The sequence below is a fragment of the Paenibacillus rhizoryzae genome, from assembly GCF_059686995.1.
In genome coordinates this window covers 803,568-828,755 of sequence record NZ_JCAALT010000002.1, presented here as the reverse complement: position 1 = coordinate 828,755, position 25,188 = coordinate 803,568, and the positions used below count along the sequence as shown (strand labels likewise).

The window sequence follows — 25,188 nt, the reverse complement described above, 5'->3', positions numbered from 1 at the left end:
TGGCTATCGTCAGATTCAGCTGTTCATGCTTCAAGATCATAATGTCTGGATGAATCATAAGAAAGTACTTCGTCTCATGCAAGAGATGGGGCTGCAAGCTAAGATACGCCGCAAATACCGTCATATCCGGAAGTGGCATGTAGGTGACCGAGTCGTTAAAAATTTGCTTGAGCGAAAGTTTGAAGCAGATGCACCTAACCAGAAATGGGTCACCGATGTTACCCAATTTCGAGTCGGAGACACTTGGTTGTACCTCTCTGCCATTAAGGACTTGTGCCAGAAGAGTATCGTAGCTTATAACATGAGCTTACGCAATGACAACGAGCTCGTACTTCAGACGTTTTCGAAGGCCTTTGACAAGGAAAAAGACGCGACTGGATTGATCGTTCACAGCGATCAAGGATTCCAGTACACGTCCTACGATTACCATGACATGCTGCCAAAGGTTGGCGCCCAAATCAGCATGTCTAGCCGAGGCAATTGTTACGACAATGCCTCAATGGAGAGCTTCTTCTCTCATTTGAAGACGGAAGCACTCTATCCTTATGATATCCGATCCATTGAGGAAGCACAAAACAGAATTGAAGAATATATCTATTTTTACAACAACCATCGTCCGCAAAGAAACTTAAATAAGCTGTCTCCGGAACAATACCGGAGACAGCTTATTGGGTAGGGCTTTTTCTATCTGTCCACTAAATGGGGTCTTGATCAACTCGAACGGGGCCTTTTAGCTAAGGGGTATAGTTCACACCTGCAGTATATTTGTTGCCGGCATTCCAGATGAGATATTCATGAATGCCAGCGTCGTGGAGTGCTTGAATCTGCGCATCCACCTGCTCTTTGCCGTAATGGACGTAGCTTCCTTTGGCTAGCCAAGAGGCTGTAAAGTCTTGTATCCATGGACGGGAAATCGGAGGCGTTTGGAGTGCGCTAAGCTTCTCCTTCTCACGTTTGGCATACTCTTGGACAAGTCGGTACGGCTCGGTATCCGGATGCTTAATGCCGAAATACCCATCACTCCAATGGCTCGGATAAATCATCGACGAGATGACGTCGACGTTCTCCGATATGCGGCTAAAGTTCTGCCCAATGCCGGGAGCTTCAGGCAGCGTAGCGGAATAACCAAAGATATCGACCGACACTTTGACCCCGTATGGCTTCAACTGCTCCTTCGCAAAATGAACAAAGTCCGTAATGGCATCCACGCGCAGCTGTGTAAAACGTTCCTTCTCGCTGAAATCCGGCGTTTTCGGCAACGTTTTTTTATAGTCGGTGAGCGCCTTGTGGGCGGCATCGAGCGCTTTCTTGTTGTCATCGGTTTTATCACCGTTATAGGTTGCAGTTGCCGTGTCATAAGCGCTCTGGAGCGGCTGAAGTCCCGCCTCATAAGCGTCCGTCTCTTCCGCATAGGCTTTCTCTTCCTCAACGAATTTGGACGGCTTCTTATCTTTGTACTCCCCCATGGAGTAGTCAAGGACCTTATCTTTCTTCTCAAACCCTTCAGGAAATCGCACGTAGTCGAATTGAATTTCCTGGAACCCGAGCTTAGCGGCCAGAATCGCCACATCCACATTGTATTGCCAGTTTGATTTTAAGAATGGATTGATAAAACCATCGCCATTTCCGTTTCGCCACACTTTGCCGTCAAGCACATAGGAGAGTTCTGGATGTTTCTTGGCCAGGACAGTGTCTTTGAAGGCAACAATACGGGCGATCGGATAGATGTTATGATCGTGCAGTGTTTTGACAATGGCATCAGGATCTCGCATATAGGCCATCCCGTTCGCCTTTAACTCTCCTTCGGGCTTGAAGGTGATATACCCATCGTCGTCTTTGATATCGATAACCATGGCGTTCAGATCAGTGTCGTCTACGAGCTTCAGCAATGACTTCATACGCTCGCCGCCGGCTGACCACCCCGTCACATAAATGCCGCGCACGGCATCGGGATACTCAAAGGCATAGGGAGATTGGAAGGTTGGCGCCGGGTCGGGATCTGGCGTAGGCGTCGTTGCTGAGTCATCCGGTGTAGTTGCTGATTCATCTGGTGTAGTTGCCGGGTCATCCGATGGACTGGTCACAGGATCATTGGTTCCCGTGGATGACGGATCGTCAGCAGGTTTGACCGGATCCGTATTGGTCGTGTTACCGGAAGGACTTGTCGTAGGTTCATTGTTGGTGCTGGGAGTTGTGCTAGGCGTCGTGTTCGCGCTCGGGGGATTCTTGTCGGTAGACGAATCCGATGTGCAGGCGGACGTAGACAGCAGCAGTGCGCACAACAAACTTGCGGCAATGTGTTTTTTCACAGCATGTGCACTCCTTCGTAATCATGTGGCGTCCTTAACTAAACTATATGGCTTTTGCTGAGTGGCAATGCTTCGTTAACGATCACAGTCATTTAAATAAATGCAGGTATGTGGTACACAGGTAACATTAAACAGAATCCGCAGTATTCGATTCAGTTTGAGACGGATAACATTGAGGAGCTGCGAGTGGATCTAATCAAAAGCGGGGTACCAGCGGGTGAAATAACGATCGGTGAAGGAGTTGTATTGAGATATGACAATGGTTCCTTTACGTGAACGAGCCGAGTATGGCAGGCGACGGCGACAGCGTGAAATTACAAAATCATTTACTCTTCTCATTCTAGTTGTTGTTGTATCAATCATGCTTATAGGCTGTTCGACAGATCATAAATCTCAAATTCTAGGGATTTGGGAATCCGATCAAGCCTCCCAACGAGTGGGCAGTGACGAAGAATTATCTCACTTCAATCACTTGGAAATTGACGAAGGCCAGATCGTCTTAGGCAACTATGTAAATGAAATGAAGGATGATAGCACGGTTAAAACAGTAAAAGAGTCAGGCACCACAATGAACTATGAATGGAAGTCAGATAAGGAAATTGAAATTAACAATGCATTATATGAAATCGAATTGAAGCATAATGAAATGATCTTGAAAAATGAAAATGTTGAGATTCACTATAATAAAATCGAAACAAATTAAAAGGATGCTTCTAATTATAGGAGTACTGAAAGGAGCCTTAAATTCGAATGTTTTTCGTTAATTCACGTGCAATCATAGAACGGAATCTGCAAGGGATAACCGAAATCGTAGTTCAGACAAGGAGCAAGCCTGGCGGACCTGAGCGGATCGAACTTCCGGGCGGGAGAATCGAGCCATTTGAATCGTTCGTACAAGCGCTTATTAGAGAAGTAAAAGAAGAGACTGGATTGGATGTAGTAGAAATTGAAGGTGAGCAGACAAGGATTGATACAGTGGGTATTGATCCGAGCTTTGAGGTGGAGTGCATACAACCATTCAGCGTATACCAGACCATAAAGGGTCCGTTTGATTCGGTTGGTGCGTACTTCCGCTGCAAAGCAGAAGGAGAATTATTGCTATCCGGCGATGAAACCAAGAACCCGAGATGGATTTCAGTAGAACGCTTAAGGCAACTGATGAAGGATGATCCTCTGCAATTTTCTGATGTGGACCGGGCAGGGATACTGTTTTACTTGAAATCCCTCTGGTGAAGCGATGTAACTTTGCAACTGCCTTCCTCGTCTACTATGGCAAAAGATGCTGCGAGGGGACCATAATATGAGCAAAAGAACCAATATGGCTATCAGCGCATTACTAGTCCTGTTGTTGTTTATCACCGGATGCGGGTCAACGACTTCGAAGCCTGGCGATTTAGCGGAAGGCGATCTATTTCAACCGCTGGAGAAGCGCGAATTATCCGGCTGGCAAGGCGCGCTTGACGGAGACCGGATGGTCACAAGAGGCAAGGGTGGATTGACGGTAACCGATCTGGTCGCGAATAAACAACTGGCATCGATCTCGGTTCAAAGCGATGCGGGCTTCGACATTTCGGGCAACTTCGTGGTTTGGTCGGACTTGCGGAACGAGAACACACCACTGGGTGAATTGGGTAGTTACGATGTTTCTAATGCCGATATCTTTCTCTACGATTTATCTAAGGGAGAGGAGCGTCAACTGACAACGGATCCATCGGCGCAGATGAACCCGAAGATTTGGGGGAACTACATCGTTTGGATGGATAACGCTACCGATTCTATTAAAGAATATCCGTCCCACTGGCAGCTCGTCTTGTATAACATCGACACCGGTGAGCAGAAGACGATTACATCAGAGAGTGGCGGTCATACAAATCCGGATATTGATGCCGGGAATGTTGTATGGGAGAACGGGCATCGCGTGACAAAAAGGGTGCTGCGAGCAGGAGAGAATGTGCCGGAGAACAACACGGACATTTATCTATACCGTATCGAAACAGGAGAAACAATTCCCATTGCTGCGGAAGACTATAAGGAAGGTCGGCCGCAGGTATCGGGAAATCTCGTAACTTGGGAGGCTTTTAACGGTTCCTACGCAGGAGATGTTTTCGTCCATGATACAGATACGGGAAAAACGACTCAAGTGACCCATTTGGACGTGGATCAACGAACCCCCGCCATTAACGGCCATTTCGTCGCCTGGATGGATGAACGGGATGGTTCCTCCACGCACGATGTCGGATCCGGATCCCACAACTCCGACATTTACTTAGGAGATTTGGATAAGGGTACCGAAACCGTAGTATCGGGAGAAGGACCGCAGATTAATCCGCTCATTTCAGATCATTGGATCGTGTATGGAAGGTCGTCGGATGCAGAGGCTGTGCTTACGGCCGTCCGTTACAGATGAAGAAAAAATAATACACTTGACTAAACATGGGGAACAGACAGGTACTTGACTCCCGTATGCTATAGTAAAAAGGTGATTTTACGGTGAGAGACAATACGTAGTTTACGGAGGCACCTCATGTTTCAGTATAGTAATCAGCAATATGAAGGAGTTAAATTTGGCACGCAAGATTTAAGGTATGGCGAGCTAATCAGTTGTACGTTTGATCGGTGCTCTTTTGCTAATGGATCATTGAATGAGATTATTTCCAGTAACTGCCGGTTTATTGAGTGTGATTTTCGCGGGGCTTTGTTAAATGGATCCATTCATACTGAAACCGCATTTGAGAATTGCAGCTTTAACGGAGCTAACCTGTTTGTATCGAAATTTGAAGCCTGCAAAATGACGGGTTCGGATTTTTCCGGCTCCAGTATGGATGGGATTTCTATTATAAAAGGCGACTGGTCCTATACAAATTTGAGGCATGCTGCATTAGCTAGACAGGATTTGCGCGGGGTTAAATTCCATGAAGCAGACCTATCAGGAGCCAACTTGGAAAAGGCCGATTTAAGAGATAGCGATCTGACGATGGCGATACTGTCCAAAGCGAAGTTGCAAGGTGCGGACGTAAGAGGTGCCAAGATGGAAGGCGTGGATTTTAAATCACTCACCATTGCAGGAATGAGAATGGATAGGGAGCAAACAGTGTTGTTTGCTCTTGCTCACGGTGCCAAAGTAGGTTGAAGAGAAGCGCATCAAAAGGGACCGTGGAGAAGTGCTCCACGGTCCCTTTTGATAATTGATCATCACCACATACTTACTCTTTATCGATTGTAGTAATGGTGTCTTCCTTGTACTCAAACTTTACATTGATGCCTTTTTCCCACTTGGCGACCTTCTCGGCAATCTCACTGCTGACCTGATAGGAGAGCGAACCGACGCCGGTTTCAATTTCAATGGTTTTGTCGTCAAGAACGCCGTTGAATACACCGGACATAACAACAGGCGCGTCTTCCTGCGAAACCGTTTCGTCTGCGGATGAGCCATTGTTTGCGGCAACCGGATCAGTTGACGTGGAATTGTTACCAGCGGCAGCCGAATCCGTTGCTGTAGCATTTACCGAAGAGTTTTCACCGGAATTGTTATTGCTTTTGTTCCCGCACGCAGTCCCAATAATTGCCACGAAGAGGACAACAGCAAGGATGGGCAGGATTTTAACGATTTTGTTTTTCATAATTTCACCTCCGAAAGGGTTAAACGTCCAACCGGTTGGGAAGTTTCGATGAGGCTTGTTAAGATTATGTAAATCGCGCCCGGGTATTCTCTAACTGTCGACTTCAAGTCTCATATACCGGAATATAACAATAGCTGATACAATCTATGAGAGTATGTACATCATACAGGGGGCGAGGACTTGAATTCGAAATTCAATCTTCAACAATACGTGGTTAGAAAGCAGATCCTATCGCTAGTCGGCGCTAAAATCGATATTTTCGACATCGATGAGAGACCGGTTCTGTTCTCGAAGATGAAAGCCTTTAAGCTGAAGGAAGACATCCGAATATTCGGGGATGAGACGATGCAAGAGGAGTTGATCACCATTCAAGCGCGAAGCGTCATTGATTTTTCCTCTATCTTCGATGTAGTTGAAGTCGAAACCGGGATTAAGATAGGTTCTTTGCGACGTAAGGGGATGAAGTCGATCTTGAAGGACGAATGGGCGATTTTGAGCCCAAGTGAATCTGAGATCGGATTAATTAAAGAAGATAATGCGCTGCTTGCTCTTTTGCGACGATTTCTGACGAATTTGATTCCTCAGCATTACAACGTAGAGGTGAACGGGATCAAGGTAGGGGAGTTCAAACAAAATTTCAACCCGTTTGTACAAAAGCTAAAACTCGACTTCTCACTGGACCAAGACGATAAACTGGATCGCCGCTTAGGCCTCGCCGCCGCGGTGCTGCTGACCGCTGTTGAGGGCAATCAGAACTAGGAGCGCAATGGAGGCGTAAACATGTTCTTTCTACAGATGTCTGGATTTCCCGGGTCGGGAAAATCAACGCTTGCAAGGGAAGTTGCGAAGTTGCGAAGTGCACGAAAGCAGTAATTTTGGACCATGATATCGTGAAAACCGGATTATTAGAGGGACTGGGATTAGAGGAACTCGAAGTAGACCCCAAGCGCGCCGGCGGTGTTGCTTATCATATGGAATGGACATTAGTCGATTTCTATCTCGAAAAGGCAGCCTGCAAGGCTGCCTTTTTCTCATCTTTGTCTATTCTGTATCGAAAATATTTTAATCTGTACTAATTATAATAGAACCTAATATAACGGTAAAAATGAATTATACAATCTCCTGTTATAGTAATAATGATATACTGTTTTTAGTAATTTCGGTATATTTCGGAGGTGTATCAATTGATTCGCCTATAACCTTCAAGCAATTAAGCGAGCCCTGGTTGTTGGTGAAATTACAGGCGGCGGGGCTCATCCTGGCGGCGTTCATCGGCTAAATCATCACTTTGAAGTATTTATTCCGAATGGGCGGGCGATTAACCCGGTAACGAAAAGCAACTGGGAAGGAACCGGCGTTATTCCTGACATTGAAGTTAATCAAGAACAAGCCTTTGACACAGCGTATGATGTAATCCTTAAGCGGGTACAGGAGAAAAAATAGCACATCTAAATTAAGGCTGCCCATCGATGCAATTTACGTTTGCACGGCCTTCTTACGGAAGGCCGAAACGAGCAGGAGCAGAAGAGGGATCCCGATCGAACAGATAGGGAATGCGATCGTTTGCCAATATAGATTCACGGCATTCATGATGGCCTCGTTTGGAATTAACAGCGCCATAATAAACATCGCCGGCGCCCCGAACCAGATCAATTTCCGCCAATCTTTCACACGGAACCAACGTGCTGCCTCATAGCTCGTGATGAACAAATATAATGATATCCGGGCGAACAGGCCGAAGACCCAGATGAAGATGACGAAGATATCCATGTTTTGTATGAAATCGAGCAGATTGATGGAGCGCACGAGCATGAAGTACGGAAATCGCATCCTGGCTGATACATCCGGCCCGAAGACGAGCAGGACTAATGTCGTTGCAATGCAAGCCAGTACAGCTGTAATGCCTACGGCAATCAGCGATTTGGAATAGGCTTGCCGCGGATGCTCCAGAAAAGGAAGGATGCTGAAGAAGATCAAGGATTCGCCCAGGAAAGAAGCAGGTTGAATAGAATGCTTCATAATGGCGAGCCATCCGAAATCCGTGATGATCGGCAGAATATAATGCCACTTAATATCGACGATATTCAGACTAAAGCCCACAAGCAATGTGAGCACCATAATAGGTCCGGCAATTTCGCAGAATCTTCCGATGCCCATAATGCCAACGGTATACGTTATGTAGGTCATTAATACCGTCATGAGCAGCATAATCAGCCAAACCGGCGTTTTGTCGAGCATGATGAGATGGATAAAATCGCCAAACAATCGAAGCGCGGCAGCATTCAGTCCAAACCACACGGCGAAATAAGGAAGGACGATTGCCCTTCCCAACCACTTTCCGAGAAGGACCTGACTAAACTCGACCAGTGTTTGCCGGGGATGCAGCATGCACAATCGGACGACGAGCGAGGTTAAGACCATCGCCACTACGCCGCCGGTTAGCATGGTTATCCATGCGTCTTGTTTGCTTAGATTAATCGACGGCGTTATCATTCCCCAGATGAACAGCACGACTTCGACCGTCGCGAATATCCACATGATCTGCACGCCTGACAATTTCATCTCTTTCAAGTGCATCCCTCCTGGCCTTAACGGTAGATTGTAGAATTGGTTTCACCCAGATCTTTGCATTTCAGATTGACGCGTACCGACACATCGATTTGCGGAAATACCACGTTCCATTTCTTTCTTAGCGATTTCCATTGTGCGGAATGCTGATGATGGACGATTTCACCAAACCCGAAGAAGTCGAGTTTGATCTGTTTTTGCGCTTTTTCTATTAACTGCTCGATCGTTTTCCGGGCATTTTCATTCATGGACTTCTGGATCAGCAAGAGATGGCTTTCCGTAGACGGATCCAAATTCGTATTGTTTTCAACGAGAACGCCGGCTCCGGACAGCAAGATATCGACTTTTACTCGATTACCTTGCACGCTCGTCTGAATTCGCCGATTTAAGGATCTCAGCTTTACACTGAAGGTACCCTCGAATCCGGGTACGGTGGAAGTCATGAAGTAATTGTTGATTCTTCTCCTGATCCAATTCGTATAGAAGGCTTCCTCCGGATTCAAATATGCCGCCAGCTTGAGACCGTTGTCGTTGTCTAAGACCGCGAATCCGGAATATACATAGTGCTTCTTCCGATTCATAGTAAGCGCCGGCAGCAGTGGCTGTGTGCCTTGGCCCAAGGCATCGTACATAAAGGCAGCGAAATAAAAATTTCGCAACCCCAGCGTGGCTTGTTCGTCATAGAGCGTTGTCGTGATATAGGGATCGAACATGGAGTTGATTTCGAAGACGTCCTTCGCCTGCGTGCCTTTCACGATAAAAATTTTGGATCTGGCTTCCGACTGCGGGTTGCGGAAAAATTCGTCGACCAAGTCGGCTATCCCATGCTCGGCCATCTTCTCGCCGATAAGAACGATTTCACGATGGCCGATGAACAAGCTGCGCGATAATTGTGCCTGCAGCTTCTGCGCCGCATCCGTGTTGTTTTTGCCTGTAGCGCTCAACACCCGAAAGCTTTTCTGCGAGCTGTTTCCTTCTTGTACGCCGATACCTGCCGGAATAGCGATCAGCGTGCTGAGCATGTATTTTCCATCCTTGTTCAGGTCCATCCCCGTACCCATAACGAAGGCCCGTTGATCCGGTTCCTCGAGGTTCCAACAACCGGTTGTGATTAGTACCATGAAGAGCATAACGAAACCAATTTTGGTTGCTTTGATCATGGGTGGTCCGCCTCCGGAATGGGTTCGGATTTTCGGGTCAGCTTATGAGGCCAACGCATCAGCACGTCCTTTAGCTTTCCCTTCTTAAGGGGTGCAACCGGCGAAAGATACGGCGTACCGAAAGGCTGTAAATGAATCAAATGAATGAGAATGGCAATAATTCCAACCGCGATCCCGAACAACCCGAACAAGCCGGCGAGTATGAGCATGGGGAAGCGGAGGATCCGCAGGGGGAAGCTGAAGCTGTACCTTGGAATGACGAACGACGAGATGCCCGCAGCAGGTACGATAATGACGATCGGCGCGGAAATAATGCCTGCCCGGACGGCTGCTTCCCCAATAACCAAGGCGCCGACGATGCTGACGAGAGGACCGATCTGCCGGGGGAGACGGATTCCGGCCTCCCGCAGCGCTTCGAATACGAATTCCATCATGAATACCTCGATCACCGTCGGGAAAGGCGCTTTCTCCCGCAGGGCGGCGATGCTCAGCATCAGCTTGGCAGGAACCATCTCCGGATTGAAGTCCGTCAGCGCGATATAGATGGATGGCAGGAAGACCGAGATAAGGACAAAGAGGTAGCGAATCCATCGGTTTAGCGTGACGAATAAGAATCGCTCGAAATAATCGTCCGGCGCCTGTAAGCCAGCCCAGAAAGTCATGGGCACGACTAACGCAATCGGCGTTCCGTTCGTCAAGATGGCTACTTTGCCTTCCAGAAGTCCGGCGGCAACGACATCGGGACGTTCGCTGTTCAGTATTTGCGGGAAAGGCGAGAAGTGCGTATCCTCAATGGATTCTTCGATGTAGCCTGATTCCAGAATGCCGTCTATGCGGATGCGTTTGATCCTTTTGCGGACTTCATCCAGAACGGATAGGTCAACGACGCCTTCGAGATAGGTGATGACGACTTCGGTTTTCGTATATTTTCCGAGCGTCAGCTGCTCCATTTTCAAGTCCGGCGTGGCAAAAATACGGCGCATCATCGTGGTATTGTTGGTTAACAGCTCCGTGAAGCTTTCTCTGGAGCCGCGAAGAGTCGCCTCTTCGGAGGGTTCGCCGATTGTACGGGTTTCGAAATTGGACATGTCTGCCACTATAGCTGACGCTTCGCCGTCAACCAAGATCGCCACATGTCCCCGCAAGACGCATTCCACGATCCCGCCAACATTCGAGCTAGTCATAACGTGCAAGACAGAAAACCGCGATTGTTCGAGCATTTGGGAGATGCTGTTTACGGAGTCCAAACCTTGCGGCAAGCCTTCGTAGAAGAGAGGTTTTAAGATATTCGTATTGAGTTCTTCCGAATTCACCATGTTGGCCACGTAAATTAAGAGCAGCCGAACCTTGCCGTCCGCTGTAACCTCCCGAAACGAAACGTCCGAGCAGTTTTGAAAGATACGTTTAAACAGCTGTTCGTTTTCCTGAATATCGCTATACAGGTCGGCAAGCGCGTCTCCTGTGGGTGATATTTTCAAGGTTGAATTTCCCCCCTTTATACTGAACGATGCAGAACGGATAAGATAACTGATTTGCATATTTTATCCAGAAAAAGGAGAACCATACGAAATTGTCGAAGTAAAGCCCCGTTCGAATCCGAACGAGGCTTTGGTGGCTGCGGGTTTATGGAAACATTTCCTGAAGGGTGAGTCCCCCAAGCGTTCCGCGGGTAGTTACATAAAGGGAAGTAGGTGAAAATAATGTGCGTACTTCCTAGCAGTCGGCATCTTGTATATAGTTTCATATGAAGGCGTCAAACCAATCATTGATGGATGCTGAGTTGACCATGGGTCATCTCAAACCAACCAAATTGATGAATGCTGAGCTGACCATAGGTCAACTCAAACCAATCAAATTGATGAATGCTGAGCTGACCATAGGTCAACTCAAACCAATCATCATCAAAGGAGTAGATCTAGTGGAGTATCGTGTTCTTGGTCGTTCCGGTTTACGGGTAAGCGAAGTAAGCTTAGGCTGCTGGGCAATCGGCGGACCTTCGTGGCGTGACGGTGAAGCAGTAGGTTGGTCAGGTAATGATGATCATGAGTCCATTGCCGGTTTGAACCGCGCATTTGAGCTGGGGATCAATCATTTTGATACGGCGGATGTTTACGGGGACGGCCATTCGGAGCGTGTTCTCGGACGTTTTCTGAAAGAAGTTCCGCGCGACCAAGTCGTGATTGCGTCCAAAGTCGGCTGGTTCCGTGGAACAGCGCCTAACGCGATGCAACCGATCCATATCCGTCATCAGCTGGAGCAGTCGCTCATGAATTTAGGCACGGATTATTTGGATCTTCACTTCTTCCATAATACGAATTTCGGACCGAATGACCTGTATCTGGAGGAAGCGGCCGATACGATGCGTCAGCTGCAAAAAGAAGGAAAAGTACGTGTGATCGGCCAATCCGGTTACGGCTACAGCGACTTTATGCGTGTGTGCCCGGTTACCCGCCCGGATGTGCTGCAGTTCCACTATAATGCGTTCGGCAATCAGTTCGATAAGCCGGATACGAATCTGTTCCAATGGGCAGATGAGCACGATATCGGGATGGTCTTGTTCGGGCCGCTGGCACAGGGACTGCTTCTCGACAAGTTCGATCCGGAGAACCCGCCGAAATTCGGCGAGGGCGATATTCGCGCATCGAACGCCTCTTATACCAAGGAGCGTTTGCTGGAAATCCGCGAGCGTCTTCAACCGATCAAAGAACGGTTCGGCATGGAAGTTCAGGATTTGGTGCGTGTAGCGATTCAATTCGCGCTTGCTCAATCTCCGAACACTTGCGTCATTCCGGGCTTTAAGAATGCGAAACAAGTAGAGTCCAACGCGCAAGGTGCCGGCAATCCTTTGAATGCGGAAGAAGTAGCCTTCATTCGCAGTGTGATTCAAGGCGTTTAAGCAAGGAAAGTTTCATTTATAGTGCAAAATGTCCGCCGTCCAAAGAATGAAGTATACTTTGGACGGCGGACATTTTTTTCTGTGAATGTGCGCATTTTCAAATGTTGCTAGCGGGGAGAACGGCTTTCCCGCATGACTGAAAAAAACTGTCAATCTGATCTGGTAAATTGATATATGCCACTTATTTCGAGCATGGATGGGGGCTATTATTTGTAATATACTACATGCATGGTAGACTTTAAGTCTTGCACTATAGAAAAAAGGGGACCTTCATCATGATGCTCTTTAGACGGATTCTACAATACCGGGTATACCGCCGGCTAATACTGTCCTACCTGATTCTTTCCATCGTTACGATTTCGCTGCTATCCTCCATCCTGTACGTCATGTTTTCTGCAAGAGCCGTCCAAGAGATCGACTCGTCGTCGAAGCAGATGCTGACTCAAGTCAGTTACACGTCGAACGTCATATACGATCAGGTACAGGATATTACCGGGCAGTTATTGAGCGATAACGAAATCATTTCGTTTCTGTACGCGAAGGAGGATAACAAGAAAACCGATTACACGGCGTACTTGTTCCTTAATCGCCTTAGGGGAATCTATCCGTTTATCAATAATCTTAGTCTTTACAATTTCACGACAGGGGAATACACGGATCTGCTTGGACTCTCGCCGGACCTGCATGTAGCCGATCAGCATGAAGGCAGCTCCATCGGCTTCGTTCCGCGTCTTGTCGAATCGGTTTCCAAAGCCCCATTAAGGCTGCTTACTTTCAAAATAACCCCGGAGCGCTCCTTCTCACAGAAGCCCAAAGGCGCGATCGTCGTAGACCTGGATGAATCCTATATCCGCAATACGATGAAGAGCATCAGTGCCTCCACGCGAGACGCACTGACGTTTGTTATGGATGCACAGGGCATGGTGATTTCCCATTCCGATCCGCAGCATTTTATGGCCAACTTCGAGAATCTGCCGTATATTCAACGTATCATAGGCGACCAATATTCTTCCGGGAGCTTCGTAGCGAAGATTGAAGGTGAGAAACAGCTTGTCACTTACGTGAAATCGGCCAAGCTGGATTGGTATTTCATAACAGTCCGCCCTTACGCCGATCTAATATCGAATATTACCGCGCTTCGCAATTGGACGATTCTGATTGCTGCGCTGCTCATTATTGTAGGTGCCGCGACTTCGTTGCTTTTGACTGGCAATATGTATAACCCGGTGAAAGCGCTGCTGGATAAAGTGAACATGTCAGAAGGGGAGCAGGCTAAGCCGCTATTGCGCATTGACGAATACGAGCTGTTAACGGATGCGTTTACGAATTCCATTGAATCGGCTAGGACAATGAAGTCTACGCTTCATACCTCGTCCCAGGCGCTGAAAGACAGCTATATCGCACATTTGCTGCAAGGCAATACGAAGCAACTGGCGGTATCGGCCGAGATGAAACGGGAATGGGAAAGCCGCTTCAAGGGCCCTAACCTAACGATCGTGTTATTCAAAATTGACGGTTTTATCACATTTCTGGAGCAGCAATCCCCGGTCGAGCGCAGTTTGATCCGCTTCGCCATTGGCAATATTGCCGGCGAGCTGCTCGGCAAACTGTACCGGACAGACTTGGCCTCCGTATCAGAGGACGAAGTTTCGCTGATCCTGCAATCGGATGCAATGGATTTAGAAGACAATCTGTTCCTCATTATAGGCGAAATTCAAGATACGCTGCTTCGCTATTATAAAGTCAGTGTCTCCGCAGGCATTGGCGATTCATGTCCTTCTCTCAGCGAGGTCAGAGCCTCCTATGAGTCGGCTCGAACGGCGATCGAAGCGCGGCTCTTTATGGGACACGGCTGCATCGCAAGCGTCAGAACGATGCCAAGCAAGGATGAGAAGCAGGATCGATATCCGACACATCTGGAGAAGCGGCTGATTGAGTCGGTCAAGCAAGGACAACCGATCAAAATCAATCGTGAAATAGGTGCCTTCATCCAGTTTCTGAACGGCTGCACCTTTGCAAGCGCCAACCAGTATACCTATTTCATTGTGCTTGGCGTCATTAAAGAGTTCGAATATGTCACGGAGTGGTGGAACGTGGACGCCGAGCAGCTCTACCGGGCCACTCGCCAAATACGCGATGTGGAAACGCTCGTTGATATTGAACGGATGTTATCCGAGCTGTGTCAGCGTATTGTCGAAATACTCGAGGAGCACCGCAAGAACACCTATGTTGTCAAGAACGCAAAGATCATTGAGACGATTCAGCTGTTCGTGCAGGAGCATTACGCCGAGCACGGTCTCTCTCTAGAGGCAGCGGCAGAACACGTAGGGTACTCAACAGGTTATATTGGCAAGTTGTTCAAGAATATGACCGGTACTACCTTCAACGATTACGTTACTCATATCAGACTAGAGCAAGCGAGGGTGTTGCTCGCGACGACAAGCGAAACCATCACAGGAGTAGGCGAAGCCGTTGGCGTTTTTAACGTTTCTTACTTTACAACACTGTTCAAGAAGAAATACGGCTTAACCCCGTCCATTTATAAAGAGCAAGCCGGCAATAAGGCTGAATAAGCGGTAGAGCCCGAATTAACTGGGCTCTACCGCTTTTTTATGCTTTCAAAAATCGTTTTTTTGATAGGCAGTGCTCCATTATGAAAGTGGTTTGCCGCCATTATGAAAGCAGAGCCGATAGTCGAAATTTACGTGAGGAAGCATTGCGGTTAGTATGGACTCAGACAACAGACAAACCGACAAGGGAGGCTAATCATGGCAGGCTTTATTCGCGAGCTAATCAAAAATAAATATTCCTACTTGCTGGTAGTGCCGGCAGTCGTATACGTCTTGATCTTTTCCTATGCATCGTATCCGTACTTGTTCGTTGCATTCCAGCACTTCGATTACAACAAAGGCTTGTTTAAGAGCGAATGGGCGGGCATGGCAAACTTTAAATTCTTCTTCTCTTCTAACGATGCGCTCAAAGTGACGTGGAACACGCTCAAGCTAAATGTGCTCTTTCTCCTTTTCGTAACGGGATTTGCTCTTTTGATTGCGATTCTCTTCAATGAAATCCGCAATAAACTGTACATTCGTCTGGCGCAAACAACGCTCATTTTCCCGAGCTTCTTGTCCTGGATCATCGTCAGCTACATGATGTACAGCCTGTTTGCTACGGATTACGGCGTTATCAACCAGCTGCTGAAGGGACTCGGCCTGGATACGGTTAATTGGTATTCAACTCCTGAGCCTTGGCCAACCATCTTAGTCAGCATGAAGGTTTGGAAAGACGCAGGCATGGCTTCGATTATTTACCTTGCGGCCATTACCGGTATCGACGGCTCCTTGTATGAATCGGCAGAGCTGGACGGCGCGACGCGTTGGCAGAAGATGAGGCTGATTACATTGCCGCTGATCATGCCGACCGTCACGATTCTCACACTGCTTAATCTAGGCAAAATCTTCTATGCCGATTTCGGCATGATTTACGCGATTATCGGCGATAACGGCGTGCTCTATTCAACGACCGACGTCATCGATACGTATGTATTCCGTGCCTTGCGTATGGTGGGGGATCCTTCCAACGCTGCTGCTGTCGGCTTATTCCAATCGACGGTCGGGCTGCTGCTCGTCTTTGTGGCGAACTGGTTTACGCGCAGATTTTTCAAGGAAGGAGCGCTCTATTAACATGACGATAAATGGCAAACGCTTCAGTTTCGGCCTTGCAGGGATTTATGTACTGCTCACGTTGATCGCGATCGCATGCTTTCTGCCAATGATGATGACGTTGATCGTTTCCCTCTCCGATGAGAATAGCATAACAAACAACGGCTACTCCTTACTTCCCGATGCCTGGTCTCTGGACGGATACCGGGCAATCTTCGCCAATAGTGCCATTATTTTCAAAGGTTATGGCATTTCGCTGTTTATTACTGTGACGGGTACAATCGCAGCCTTGTTTATTACAGCTGTTGGCGCCTACACACTAGCTAATCCGCATGTGAAATACAGAAATCAGCTCGCACTGTATTTCTTCATCACAACGCTGTTCAATGCGGGCATCGTGCCGTGGTATCTGATGGTAAAAAAGCTTGGGCTTCTTGACAACATCCTTGCACTTATTATTCCATCACTGCTATTCAGCGCTTTCAATATGTTTCTGGTACGCAATTTTATGGAAAGCTTGCCGGAGGCGCTTCGAGAATCCGCCTATATTGATGGAGCCAATGATTTAACAATTGCGTTTCGGATTTACATGCCCCTTAGCGTGCCAGCGATTGCGACCGTTGCGCTCTTCTACGCCATCGCTTATTGGAACGATTGGTGGAACGCGATCATGCTGCTGGATAACAAAAACTTGTATCCGCTGCAGTATATTTTGTTTCAACTGCGATCGAACATTCAAATGCTTGAAATGCTGCCTACAGGCGTGAATCAGGAGTACACGATGCCGACGGAGTCGGTTAAGATGGCGACCGTTATTATTACGATCGGGCCTATTGCGCTGTTATATCCCTACTTGCAGCGATATTTTGTGAAAGGTCTCGTCGTCGGGTCAGTTAAAGGCTGATATTTCCCTTGAAAAAGGTGAATATAAAACAAATAAAAAGGGTGAGGGCGAAAGATGAAAAAAGGATTCCTACTATCCGTATCCTGCTTCACGATTGTTGCTATGCTGGCCGGTTGTGGAAGTAATTCCGGCAACGGAAAACAAGTAAACGGTTCAGGAAACGATGCAGGCGCTAATACAAGCGGTGACAGCGCCAACACGGCTGTTACTGAGAAACCGGTCACAATTAAATATGTGCTTCCGGGTACAGAACCGAAGGAATGGCCTACCGTCCAAGAGGCGGTCAATCAGAAACTGCTTGCCGACGGCGTTAATGTTCAAATCGAAAAAGAATACATCGACTGGGGCGCTTGGGAACAGAAAATCAATCTGAAGCTGTCGACAAATGAAGATTTCGATTTGTTCCACGTCATGAACGACTGGATCGGTCTTGCCAACTATCAAGGGCGCGGCGCTTTGAAGGATATTACGAACGAAGTCGAGCAGTACGGTCCGAATCTAAAAAGCATGATTCCGGAGTCCATCTGGACCGGCGTTACGAAGGAAGGCAAAATTTACGGTATACCGGCATACTGGTATGAATCCGCGGTGGACGGCTCGATTACCATTAATGACTACCTGCTCAAAAAGGCCGGTATCGACACCAATATTACGAACCGTGACCAGTTGATGGACGCGATGGAGCAGGTGAATACGAAGCTGAACATGAAGCTTACCATCCCGCTGCGCGGCGGTACTGCTGGTCCGGCTGATATTTTCCAACGCACGTATGACAGCTATCCCTTTACCGTTCGAGACAACATCGCGTTTATCGGCCAAGACGGTGTTGTCAAGAATTGGGTGGCTACCGACGAGTTTAAGCAGGATTCGGCATGGTTCCAGAAGGCGTACGAGAAGAAACTGGTCAATCCGGATGTACTGACGGTGAAGCAAGAGCAAATCGTAGATCAAATCAAGTATGGCAAATATGTATTCATGCTCGGTACGCCAAACAAGCTGCAGGACGTACAGAAGACGTACCCGGATGCGAAGGATGAGGATTTCACGCTTGCTCGCCTTAGCCCAGAGAAGGACGTTTATCGGATGGTTAACGCGAAGAATGTTAACGTAGTGGCGGCAAACAGCAAACATCCAGCGGAAGCGGTAAAGTTCTTGAACTGGTTGTACGCAGGCCAAGAAAACTATGATCTGTTCATGTATGGCATCGAAGGCAAAACGTACAAAAAAGTAGGCGATAAAGGCATCGAATCGATCATCGATCCCAAAACGAACCTTCCGCTTTATTTGCAGGACGACTGGATGATCGGCAACCTGAACTTCATCCGCGTCGATCAGAACCTGCTGACTGCGAACAAACAATTGTACAAAGCAGATCCGAATGCGAAAACATTCTTCGCGGCGAACTTCTTCTTCGACCCGGCTCCTGTTAAGGCGGAGATGGCAAATGTACAAGCGGCATTTACTTCCGACGTCTCCCCAATCTATCGCGGCGTGCTTGATTACGATTCGCACATTCAAGGTGCGTTGGAGAAGCTGAAGGCGGCTGGCATCGATAAAGTACTTGCGGAATACCAGAAACAGTTGGATGCGTTTAAGGCATCCACCGGCAAATAAGCTTTGCCATTAAATAAAACAAACGATGAATGGCTCCTACTTGCATAGGGGCCATTCGGCATAAATGGGGATAGAGCAAGAGGAGTCAGGCTCAACTCGGCTTTTTTCTGGGAGTGTGAAATCTACCAAAGGCTGCAATTTTTGCGCGAAGGCGAAAGTGATGCTACTTTTGGCTGTTAAACTGTAACTTTTTGGATCCCAGCTGCGTCTCAGATTACGCAGATCTTCTGAGGAGTGCGAGGGAAGCGAATGGGCAGAAAACATTTCTTGTTTCTATATACTTGCTTGCTAGTCTTGCTGTTGACTGGATGTACATCTAGCCCGCCATTTCCGGAAGAACCCGTGAAGCCTACCATTACCGTAGAAGGGTACAATATTGACTATTTGCTAGCTCATTATTGTTGGTTTGGTTCGCAAACAGACGGGGTCTGTGCAGATCCTCCGGAGCCGGGTACATACAACGAGATGATCAAGGATAAATCATTCAAGGCCATGCGCGGTGATGTGATCTCTGTAAAGTTTCCAATTAACCCGGATGAGTTTACATTAACCTTGTACACGGACGATGGCAAACAAGTAGTGGTAGGCAAACCTAATCATTTCCGTTTTGACCTTCCGGAGGAGCCGGGGTATTATAAATACCGACTGTCGGCTGTATGGGCGGAGCGGAATACGGCTAGTTACGACTTTGCCATTCAGACGAACGGCTAATTTGATTGTGCCGACTAAGAAAGGAAGCTGGAACACATGACAGCACGCTGCGCTTGGGTCAATGAGGATCCTGTATATATCGACTACCACGATCATGAGTGGGGAGTACCTGAGCATGAGGATCAGAAATTGTTCGAGATGCTCGTACTAGAAGGGGCACAGGCCGGATTAAGCTGGTATACCGTGCTGAAGAAACGCGAAGGGTATCGGAGAGCGTTCGACGGATTTGATCCCCACAAGGTAGCGGCATACGACGAAGCCAAAGTTGCCGAGTTGATGACAAACGGCGGTATCATTCGAAATCGGTTAAAGATCCAAGCCGCCATCACGAATGCAAAATGTTTCTTGAAGGTCCGCGAGGAGTTTGGCAGCTTCGATACCTACATCTGGCAGTTCATCGGCGGAGCTCCCATTCGGAATCAGTGGCGTACGAAGAATGAAGTACCGGCGACCACTCCGCAATCCGATGCTATGAGCAAGGATTTGAAGAAACGTGGCTTTAAGTTCGTCGGTTCGACGATTTGTTATGCATATATGCAGGCCTGCGGCATGGTGGATGACCATTCGTTGGATTGCGATTTTCATAAATAAATCGTAAGCGCAGTCTATAATGAACGACAAATCCGAATCTATTAACTATTGGCAGATCTCCATAAGTCCTTTATGATGATTATCGAGGGCGACATGTATAAATCTGGAAGTGAATTCGACCTCGTGAAACGAATCGCGATAAGGAGGAATTATCGTAATGAAGCTCACGTACGAACAGAAACAGTCCATGCTCACCAAAGGTTATATTCATATCAAAGGCGCCATTCCTAAAGTGATGATTGACCACGCATTAAAGCATATTAATCATTCCGTCGGACAAGGGATGCCGCCGGAGATGATGCCTACGTTTCGCGCGCAATCCTACTGCCCGGAGCTCTCCGGCCAGCCGCCGATTACCGGGTTGTTCAACGACACGCCTATCAAATCCTACGTAGACGAGCTGCTCGGAGAAGGGATGTCCCATCCGGTCACAGGGGGTCAGATCGCGCTGCGTTTTCCTGCGCTGCAGGATCCGCCAATCATCAACAAACCTCATCTGGACGGCATGTACACGCCTACCAATGGAGTAAAAGAAGGCACGATCGGTAATTTCTCGATGCTCGTCGGCGTGCTGCTAAGTCCGGTTCGAGAACCGTTTGCCGGGAACTTTACGGTATGGCCGGGCACGCATACGATCTACGAACAGTATTTCCGCGAGCATACGCCGGATGCCTTGTTTAATGGCATGCCTCCTGTTGAGCTGCCGGAACCGGTTCAGACCATGGGGGAGCCCGGGGATGTGTTTCTCGTCCACTATCAGCTGGCCCATACTGTAGCTTTGAACGCTTCTCCGAACACGAGATATGCAATCTTCTTCCGAGTCTCCCATATCGAGCACGGGCTGGACTGGAGAGCTCCGATGACCGATATTTGGCGGCATTGGCCGGGGATTCGCGAGATTCAATAGCATTACTGTGATACAGCTTGTTGGCTTATGCCGGCAAGCTGTTTTTGTTTGCGAACGCAAAGCAGCCAACTGCTTGTCAAAACTGTCCCATAGTAACTAGCGTGCCGCATCCCGGTGCTGTATTCCGTTGTAACTCATGTGTCACGCGCCGCGGAAATCTAACGAATCCTGGAGGTCTTAATTGATCGGAATTCTGGACTCTGAGACTTTAATGAATCGTACAGGTCTTATCTCGGTAATATGGCCAGTAATTTACCCGAAAACCGCCCAATAAGACCTCTACGGTTCGTTAGAATTTTTCTGAAGGTGTTTTGGGGCAAATAAGACCTCTGCGGTTCGTTAGAGTTTCACGCTACGCAGTTCATATCCATAACAAACGCACTAGGAGGTACATGACGATTAGTTATCTCAAGAGAGAGGTTCTTCGTAAAAGGACTGGTCATGGGCTCGGTAAAGGAATAGGGCAGCGGTTGAAGGCATATCTTGATAACAAAAGCATAGTCGGTTAGGCAATGGAGCCTAGGCAGGAAGCGTGCGCGGAGCACGCTTTCATCCTAGGCTCTTTCTGTCTGCCGACGATTTCTCGGCAAGGAGGTGAGTGGGGTGATTCGGCAATCGCAACCCCAGCTGCAACGGCGTCCTATATGGGCAATTCCGATGTCCGTCAGGGTCATTCCGAATGTGGATGCCGGATTGGCTGCACAACTGGGCCTCAAGCCCGGCATTCGGAGCATCGGGCTCCTGACATCGACCATTGACGATGTTGGTTATACCGCAATTGACGAAGCTACGAAGAAAGCGGCAGTGGAGGTGGTCTATGCGAAGTCATTCTATGCCGGATCCTCACACGCGTCCGGACCGTTGTCGGGGGAATTTATCGGCATGATCGGCGGCGCATCGCCGGCCGAAGTGACGAGCGGACTGGAAGCTGCGGTCGCGCTGATGCAGAGCGGAGCTTGTTTCTATGCCTTGAATGAGGAAGGGACACATGCCTATTACGCGCATGTCGTCTCCCGAACCGGCTCTTATCTGTCAGGCATAGCCAATATAGCGGAAGGCGAGCCGCTGGCTTATCTAATCGCGCCGCCGCTTGAAGCGGTATGCGGCTTGGATGCCGCGCTCAAGGCTGCGGATGTGAGGCTGTGCACCTTCTACGGACCGCCAACGGAAACGAACTTCGCCGGCGGTTTATTAACGGGCAGTCAATCCGCTTGTATGGCTGCTGCCGAAGCCTTCGCCGAGGTGGTAGCGGAGATCGCCGGGAGACCCATCAAACTGTGAGAAAGCAAAGGTGAGCGGACATGAAACAGCCCTTGCAATCACTGGGGATGATTGAGACGTATGGACTTCCCGCGCTTATTGCAGCTGCGGATGCTGCAGCCAAGACGGCAGATGTGCGGGTGACGGCTTACGAGAAAATCGATGCCGGTATCGTGACCCTCTATATTCTCGGCGATGTCGCTGCGGTGAAAGCAGCCGTGGATGCAGGCGGACAGGCAGCGCGGGCGGTCGGCAAGCTGCTTGGCGTTCATGTTATCGCAAGGCCGGATGCTGCCATCTCCCATTTCGTAGCATCGCTGCTGCCTCCGGATTTGGCGGGAGGAGGTGACAGCGGGGCATGAAGCTGGATGCGGATTTGCAAGCGATCCAGGAAGTGCGCGATTGTCTGCATGAAGCGAAGGCTGCGCAAAAGCAGTACGAGTCTATGACGCAGCTTCAAGTAGACCGCATCGTGGAGGCGATGGCTGCTGCAGCGGAGGAGCATGCGGAGCGGCTTGGCAGACTGGCGGTAGAGGAAACCGGCTTTGGGAACGGCGCGGATAAGAAAGCGAAGAACCTGTTTGTGGCGCGCAATGTTTATGAGGCGATCAAGGATATGAAGACCGTCGGCATCATCCGCAAGGATGAGGAGCGGAGCGTATGGGAAGTGGCGCAGCCTGTTGGCGTTGTAGCTGCTATCGTGCCATCGACCAACCCGACTTCAACGGTTCTCTTCAAAAGCATAATCGCGCTCAAAGCAAGGAATGCCGTCGTCATTTCCCCACACCCCGCTGCGCTGCGATGCTCGCAGGAGGCGGCGAGGCTGATGCGGCAGGCGGCGGAGCAGGCAGGCGCTCCGGCGGGATTGATTCAGTGCTTGTCATACCCATCGGTCGAAGCGAGCATGGAGCTAATGAGGCATAAGCTGACGGACATCATTCTCGCAACCGGCGGATCGGCGATGGTGAAGGCTGCCTACAGTTCTGGCAAGCCCGCGTATGGTGTTGGCCCCGGCAATGTTCCTGTCTATGTTCATCACAGCGCGAATATCGCGCGCGCGGCCAGTCAGATTGTGCAGAGCAAGACGTTCGATTACGGCACAATCTGCGCCTCCGAACAAGCGATTGTGGTCGAGAGGCAAGTGAAGCCGCAGCTGGTCGATGAGTTGAAACGGCAAGGAGCATATGCACTAAGCGAGCAGGAGAAGGAGAGAGTAGCAGACATCATCATGTCCGCAAACGGTAAAAGCCTGAATCCGAAGATCGTAGGCCAATCGCCGCAAGTACTAGCCGAGATGGCAGGGATTTCTGTCCCGCTGCGCACAACCGTGCTGATTGCGGAAGAAACCAACGTCGGACCCGCGTATCCGCTGTCGGTGGAGAAGCTGACGCCAATCTTGGCTCTGTACACGGTAGACGATTGGCAGGAAGGCCGCCGCCGCTGCACGGAGCTTCTTGAGCTGGGAGGACTCGGACATACGCTCGGCATCCACTGCGAGGATGAGCGTATTATTGAGGCATTCGGGCTCGAGCTTCCCGCCTCGCGCATTATCGTGAACGCGGGGACGACCTTCGGCGGCATCGGTGCGACGACCGGCATTCAGCCATCGATGACGCTGGGCTGCGGATCGCTCGGGCATAACATTACGTCGGATAATATCGGGCCGCAGCATTTGATGAATGTAAAACGGGTGGCCTTCGGTATACGAGAGATGCCAACTTCGGAACCGGCTGGTATGACGCAACTCGCCGAACAGGTTGCGGGCAGCCTCGCTCGCGGCATTACCAGAGAGGAAGTATTAACGATCGTAAAGAGTGTGCTGTCCCAGATGAAGCTCTAATCCAGTTAGGGTCAACCAATAAGGAGGAATGAACAATGGCAGGCGAACTCACGGCCCTTGGCATGATCGAGACCAAAGGTTTAATTGGCTCAATTGAAGCAGCCGATGCGATGGTGAAGGCGGCAAACGTAAGACTGGTGGGCAAAGTCCATGTTGGAGGCGGATTGGTCACGGTTCTGGTTAGAGGCGATGTCGGTGCTGTGAAAGCGGCAACGGATGCAGGAGCAGCCGCCGCGGATAAAGTCGGAGAGCTCGTATCGGTTCACGTTATTCCGCGTCCGCATTCCGATATCGAGTTTATTTTGCCGAAGCTTGAAGGCTGACCTCCCCCTCTATGAGACTCATTACCGAAGCGTCGCTGCGCGCAAGATTGGCCGGAGGACTCCCGAACCCTTATCCGGTTGAACAAGGAGACAAATTGACGCCGGCTGCTGCTGATTTCTTGAAAGATAGAGGAATTCAACTGCTTGAGCATTCGGATTCCTTAGAGGCTGCAGCTGATATGTCCGAGCGGAATCCTGCGTTGCAGCTGATCCCTGTAGGCGTGTCGGGCCGTCATCTACATCTCTCCCAGCAGCATCTCGAAGTCCTGTTCGGCACCGGGTATCAGCTGCAGGTACATAGAGAGCTGTCACAGCCCAAGCAATTCGCGGCGCAGGAGACCGTCACCATTGCAGGTCCGAAAGGTGCCATTCCCAATGTGCGTATTCTCGGTCCGGTTCGAGCCGCGACACAGGTGGAGATTTCCCGAACGGATGCCCACCAGCTGGGGCTTCAGCCGGAAGTCAGACTGTCCGGCGATATTACCGGAACCATCGGTGTAACGATAATTGGCCCATCAGGTGTCGTCATCCTTCAGGAGGGACTGATCATCGCGAAGCGGCATGTTCATATGTCGGTGACGGAGGCGGCGGACTATCAGGTTGCAGACGGCGATCGTATCATGCTGCAGACGGACTCGGAACGACCGCTTATTTTTCCGGATGTCGTCGTACGGGTGGATGGGCGATTTGCGCTTGAGCTGCACATCGATCGAGATGAGGCGAATGCTGCCGGGCTGGAAACAGGCGATAAAGTAAGGGTCATCGGGAAAAATGGCAACATTGCCGCAGGCGGTGGTGGTGCGAGGAGGTGAGTCAGGTGGAG

At 49.3% G+C, this 25,188-nt stretch carries 24 protein-coding genes and 2 pseudogenes; 21 read left to right on the top strand and 5 right to left on the bottom strand.

What is annotated here, in order from left to right:
* The coding region (locus AC6ESO_RS08805) for an IS3 family transposase (RefSeq protein WP_497091056.1) at positions 1-676 on the top strand (676 nt) is incomplete at its 5' end.
* 58 nt (positions 677-734) lie between these two features.
* On the opposite strand, the gene AC6ESO_RS08800 is transcribed toward AC6ESO_RS08805, so the two are convergent.
* Complete coding sequence (locus AC6ESO_RS08800) at positions 735-2,309, bottom strand: putative glycoside hydrolase (RefSeq protein WP_497091055.1); 1,575 nt, start codon at positions 2,307-2,309, stop codon at positions 735-737.
* A gap of 253 nt (positions 2,310-2,562) precedes the next feature.
* Here AC6ESO_RS08800 and AC6ESO_RS08795 point away from each other — a divergent pair, with 253 nt between their 5' ends.
* The 4 genes from AC6ESO_RS08795 (at position 2,563) to AC6ESO_RS08780 (ending at position 5,439) form a co-directional block, all read left to right on the top strand.
* Positions 2,563-3,012, top strand: a complete 450-nt coding sequence (locus tag AC6ESO_RS08795; protein WP_497091054.1) for a hypothetical protein — start codon at positions 2,563-2,565, stop codon at positions 3,010-3,012.
* Between the two features lie 47 nt (positions 3,013-3,059).
* Positions 3,060-3,542, top strand: coding sequence for an NUDIX hydrolase (locus AC6ESO_RS08790; protein WP_497091053.1), 483 nt, complete (start codon positions 3,060-3,062; stop codon positions 3,540-3,542).
* Between the two features lie 67 nt (positions 3,543-3,609).
* Complete coding sequence (locus AC6ESO_RS08785; RefSeq protein ID WP_497091052.1) at positions 3,610-4,716, top strand: hypothetical protein; 1,107 nt, start codon at positions 3,610-3,612, stop codon at positions 4,714-4,716.
* A 117-nt stretch (positions 4,717-4,833) separates the two neighbouring features.
* On the top strand, positions 4,834-5,439 hold the full coding sequence (locus tag AC6ESO_RS08780; protein WP_497091051.1) for a pentapeptide repeat-containing protein: 606 nt from the start codon (positions 4,834-4,836) through the stop codon (positions 5,437-5,439).
* 73 nt (positions 5,440-5,512) lie between these two features.
* Here the strand turns inward: AC6ESO_RS08780 and AC6ESO_RS08775 are convergent, their stop codons facing one another.
* Positions 5,513-5,929: a LytA/YqiH family protein gene (locus AC6ESO_RS08775; protein WP_497091050.1), complete on the bottom strand. Its 417-nt coding sequence runs from the start codon at positions 5,927-5,929 to the stop codon at positions 5,513-5,515.
* 180 nt (positions 5,930-6,109) lie between these two features.
* Here AC6ESO_RS08775 and AC6ESO_RS08770 point away from each other — a divergent pair, with 180 nt between their 5' ends.
* The 3 genes and pseudogenes from AC6ESO_RS08770 to AC6ESO_RS08760 all read left to right on the top strand — a co-directional run.
* Positions 6,110-6,688: an LURP-one-related family protein gene (locus AC6ESO_RS08770; RefSeq protein WP_497091049.1), complete on the top strand. Its 579-nt coding sequence runs from the start codon at positions 6,110-6,112 to the stop codon at positions 6,686-6,688.
* Positions 6,689-6,709: 21 nt separating this feature from the next.
* Positions 6,710-6,936, top strand: a pseudogene (locus AC6ESO_RS08765) (adenylyl-sulfate kinase); the annotation flags it as partial.
* A gap of 193 nt (positions 6,937-7,129) precedes the next feature.
* Positions 7,130-7,372: pseudogene (locus AC6ESO_RS08760) on the top strand (S41 family peptidase); the annotation flags it as partial.
* 33 nt (positions 7,373-7,405) lie between these two features.
* Here the strand turns inward: AC6ESO_RS08760 and AC6ESO_RS08755 are convergent.
* The 3 genes from AC6ESO_RS08755 to AC6ESO_RS08745 are packed head-to-tail and all read right to left on the bottom strand — an operon-like array spanning position 7,406 to position 11,135.
* Positions 7,406-8,491 carry a GerAB/ArcD/ProY family transporter gene (locus AC6ESO_RS08755; RefSeq protein ID WP_497091081.1) on the bottom strand — a complete coding sequence of 362 codons (1,086 nt, stop codon included), beginning with the start codon at positions 8,489-8,491 and terminating at the stop codon, positions 7,406-7,408.
* A 26-nt stretch (positions 8,492-8,517) separates the two neighbouring features.
* Positions 8,518-9,657, bottom strand: coding sequence for a Ger(x)C family spore germination protein (locus tag AC6ESO_RS08750; RefSeq protein ID WP_497091048.1), 1,140 nt, complete (start codon positions 9,655-9,657; stop codon positions 8,518-8,520).
* Positions 9,654-11,135 carry a spore germination protein gene (locus AC6ESO_RS08745; RefSeq protein WP_497091047.1) on the bottom strand — a complete coding sequence of 494 codons (1,482 nt, stop codon included), beginning with the start codon at positions 11,133-11,135 and terminating at the stop codon, positions 9,654-9,656. The genes AC6ESO_RS08750 and AC6ESO_RS08745 overlap by 4 nt, the downstream gene beginning before the upstream one ends.
* Before the next feature lie 440 nt (positions 11,136-11,575).
* Here AC6ESO_RS08745 and AC6ESO_RS08740 point away from each other — a divergent pair, with 440 nt between their 5' ends.
* From AC6ESO_RS08740 to pduL, 13 genes are all read left to right on the top strand, one after another.
* A complete protein-coding gene (locus tag AC6ESO_RS08740) occupies positions 11,576-12,553 on the top strand; it encodes an aldo/keto reductase (protein ID WP_497091046.1) in 978 nt (325 codons plus the stop codon).
* A gap of 275 nt (positions 12,554-12,828) precedes the next feature.
* Positions 12,829-15,126 carry a helix-turn-helix domain-containing protein gene (locus tag AC6ESO_RS08735; RefSeq protein WP_497091045.1) on the top strand — a complete coding sequence of 766 codons (2,298 nt, stop codon included), beginning with the start codon at positions 12,829-12,831 and terminating at the stop codon, positions 15,124-15,126.
* Between the two features lie 195 nt (positions 15,127-15,321).
* Positions 15,322-16,236 carry an ABC transporter permease gene (locus tag AC6ESO_RS08730; RefSeq protein WP_497091044.1) on the top strand — a complete coding sequence of 305 codons (915 nt, stop codon included), beginning with the start codon at positions 15,322-15,324 and terminating at the stop codon, positions 16,234-16,236.
* A gap of 1 nt (position 16,237) precedes the next feature.
* Complete coding sequence (locus tag AC6ESO_RS08725) at positions 16,238-17,119, top strand: carbohydrate ABC transporter permease (protein WP_497091043.1); 882 nt, start codon at positions 16,238-16,240, stop codon at positions 17,117-17,119.
* A gap of 54 nt (positions 17,120-17,173) precedes the next feature.
* Positions 17,174-18,733: a DUF3502 domain-containing protein gene (locus AC6ESO_RS08720; RefSeq protein ID WP_497091042.1), complete on the top strand. Its 1,560-nt coding sequence runs from the start codon at positions 17,174-17,176 to the stop codon at positions 18,731-18,733.
* A gap of 342 nt (positions 18,734-19,075) precedes the next feature.
* Positions 19,076-19,444, top strand: coding sequence for a hypothetical protein (locus AC6ESO_RS08715; RefSeq protein ID WP_497091041.1), 369 nt, complete (start codon positions 19,076-19,078; stop codon positions 19,442-19,444).
* Between the two features lie 36 nt (positions 19,445-19,480).
* Positions 19,481-20,035 (top strand): DNA-3-methyladenine glycosylase I, encoded by a 555-nt coding sequence (locus tag AC6ESO_RS08710; RefSeq protein WP_497091040.1) that lies wholly within the window; start codon positions 19,481-19,483, stop codon positions 20,033-20,035.
* Between the two features lie 157 nt (positions 20,036-20,192).
* Positions 20,193-20,942 carry a phytanoyl-CoA dioxygenase family protein gene (locus AC6ESO_RS08705; protein WP_497091039.1) on the top strand — a complete coding sequence of 250 codons (750 nt, stop codon included), beginning with the start codon at positions 20,193-20,195 and terminating at the stop codon, positions 20,940-20,942.
* A gap of 657 nt (positions 20,943-21,599) precedes the next feature.
* The gene (gene eutL / locus AC6ESO_RS08700; RefSeq protein ID WP_497091080.1) at positions 21,600-22,223 is read left to right on the top strand and encodes an ethanolamine utilization microcompartment protein EutL; all 624 of its coding nucleotides are present in this window, start codon (positions 21,600-21,602) and stop codon (positions 22,221-22,223) included.
* Positions 22,224-22,243: 20 nt separating this feature from the next.
* On the top strand, positions 22,244-22,564 hold the full coding sequence (locus tag AC6ESO_RS08695) for a BMC domain-containing protein (protein ID WP_497091038.1): 321 nt from the start codon (positions 22,244-22,246) through the stop codon (positions 22,562-22,564).
* Complete coding sequence (locus AC6ESO_RS08690) at positions 22,561-24,042, top strand: acetaldehyde dehydrogenase (acetylating) (protein ID WP_497091037.1); 1,482 nt, start codon at positions 22,561-22,563, stop codon at positions 24,040-24,042. Before AC6ESO_RS08695 ends, AC6ESO_RS08690 begins: the two co-directional genes overlap by 4 nt.
* 35 nt (positions 24,043-24,077) lie before the next feature.
* Entirely contained in the window at positions 24,078-24,365 is a 288-nt protein-coding gene (locus AC6ESO_RS08685) for a BMC domain-containing protein (RefSeq protein ID WP_497091036.1), read from the top strand.
* A gap of 11 nt (positions 24,366-24,376) precedes the next feature.
* Positions 24,377-25,177 carry a phosphate propanoyltransferase gene (pduL, locus tag AC6ESO_RS08680; RefSeq protein ID WP_497091035.1) on the top strand — a complete coding sequence of 267 codons (801 nt, stop codon included), beginning with the start codon at positions 24,377-24,379 and terminating at the stop codon, positions 25,175-25,177.
* Positions 25,178-25,188 lie beyond the last annotated feature (11 nt).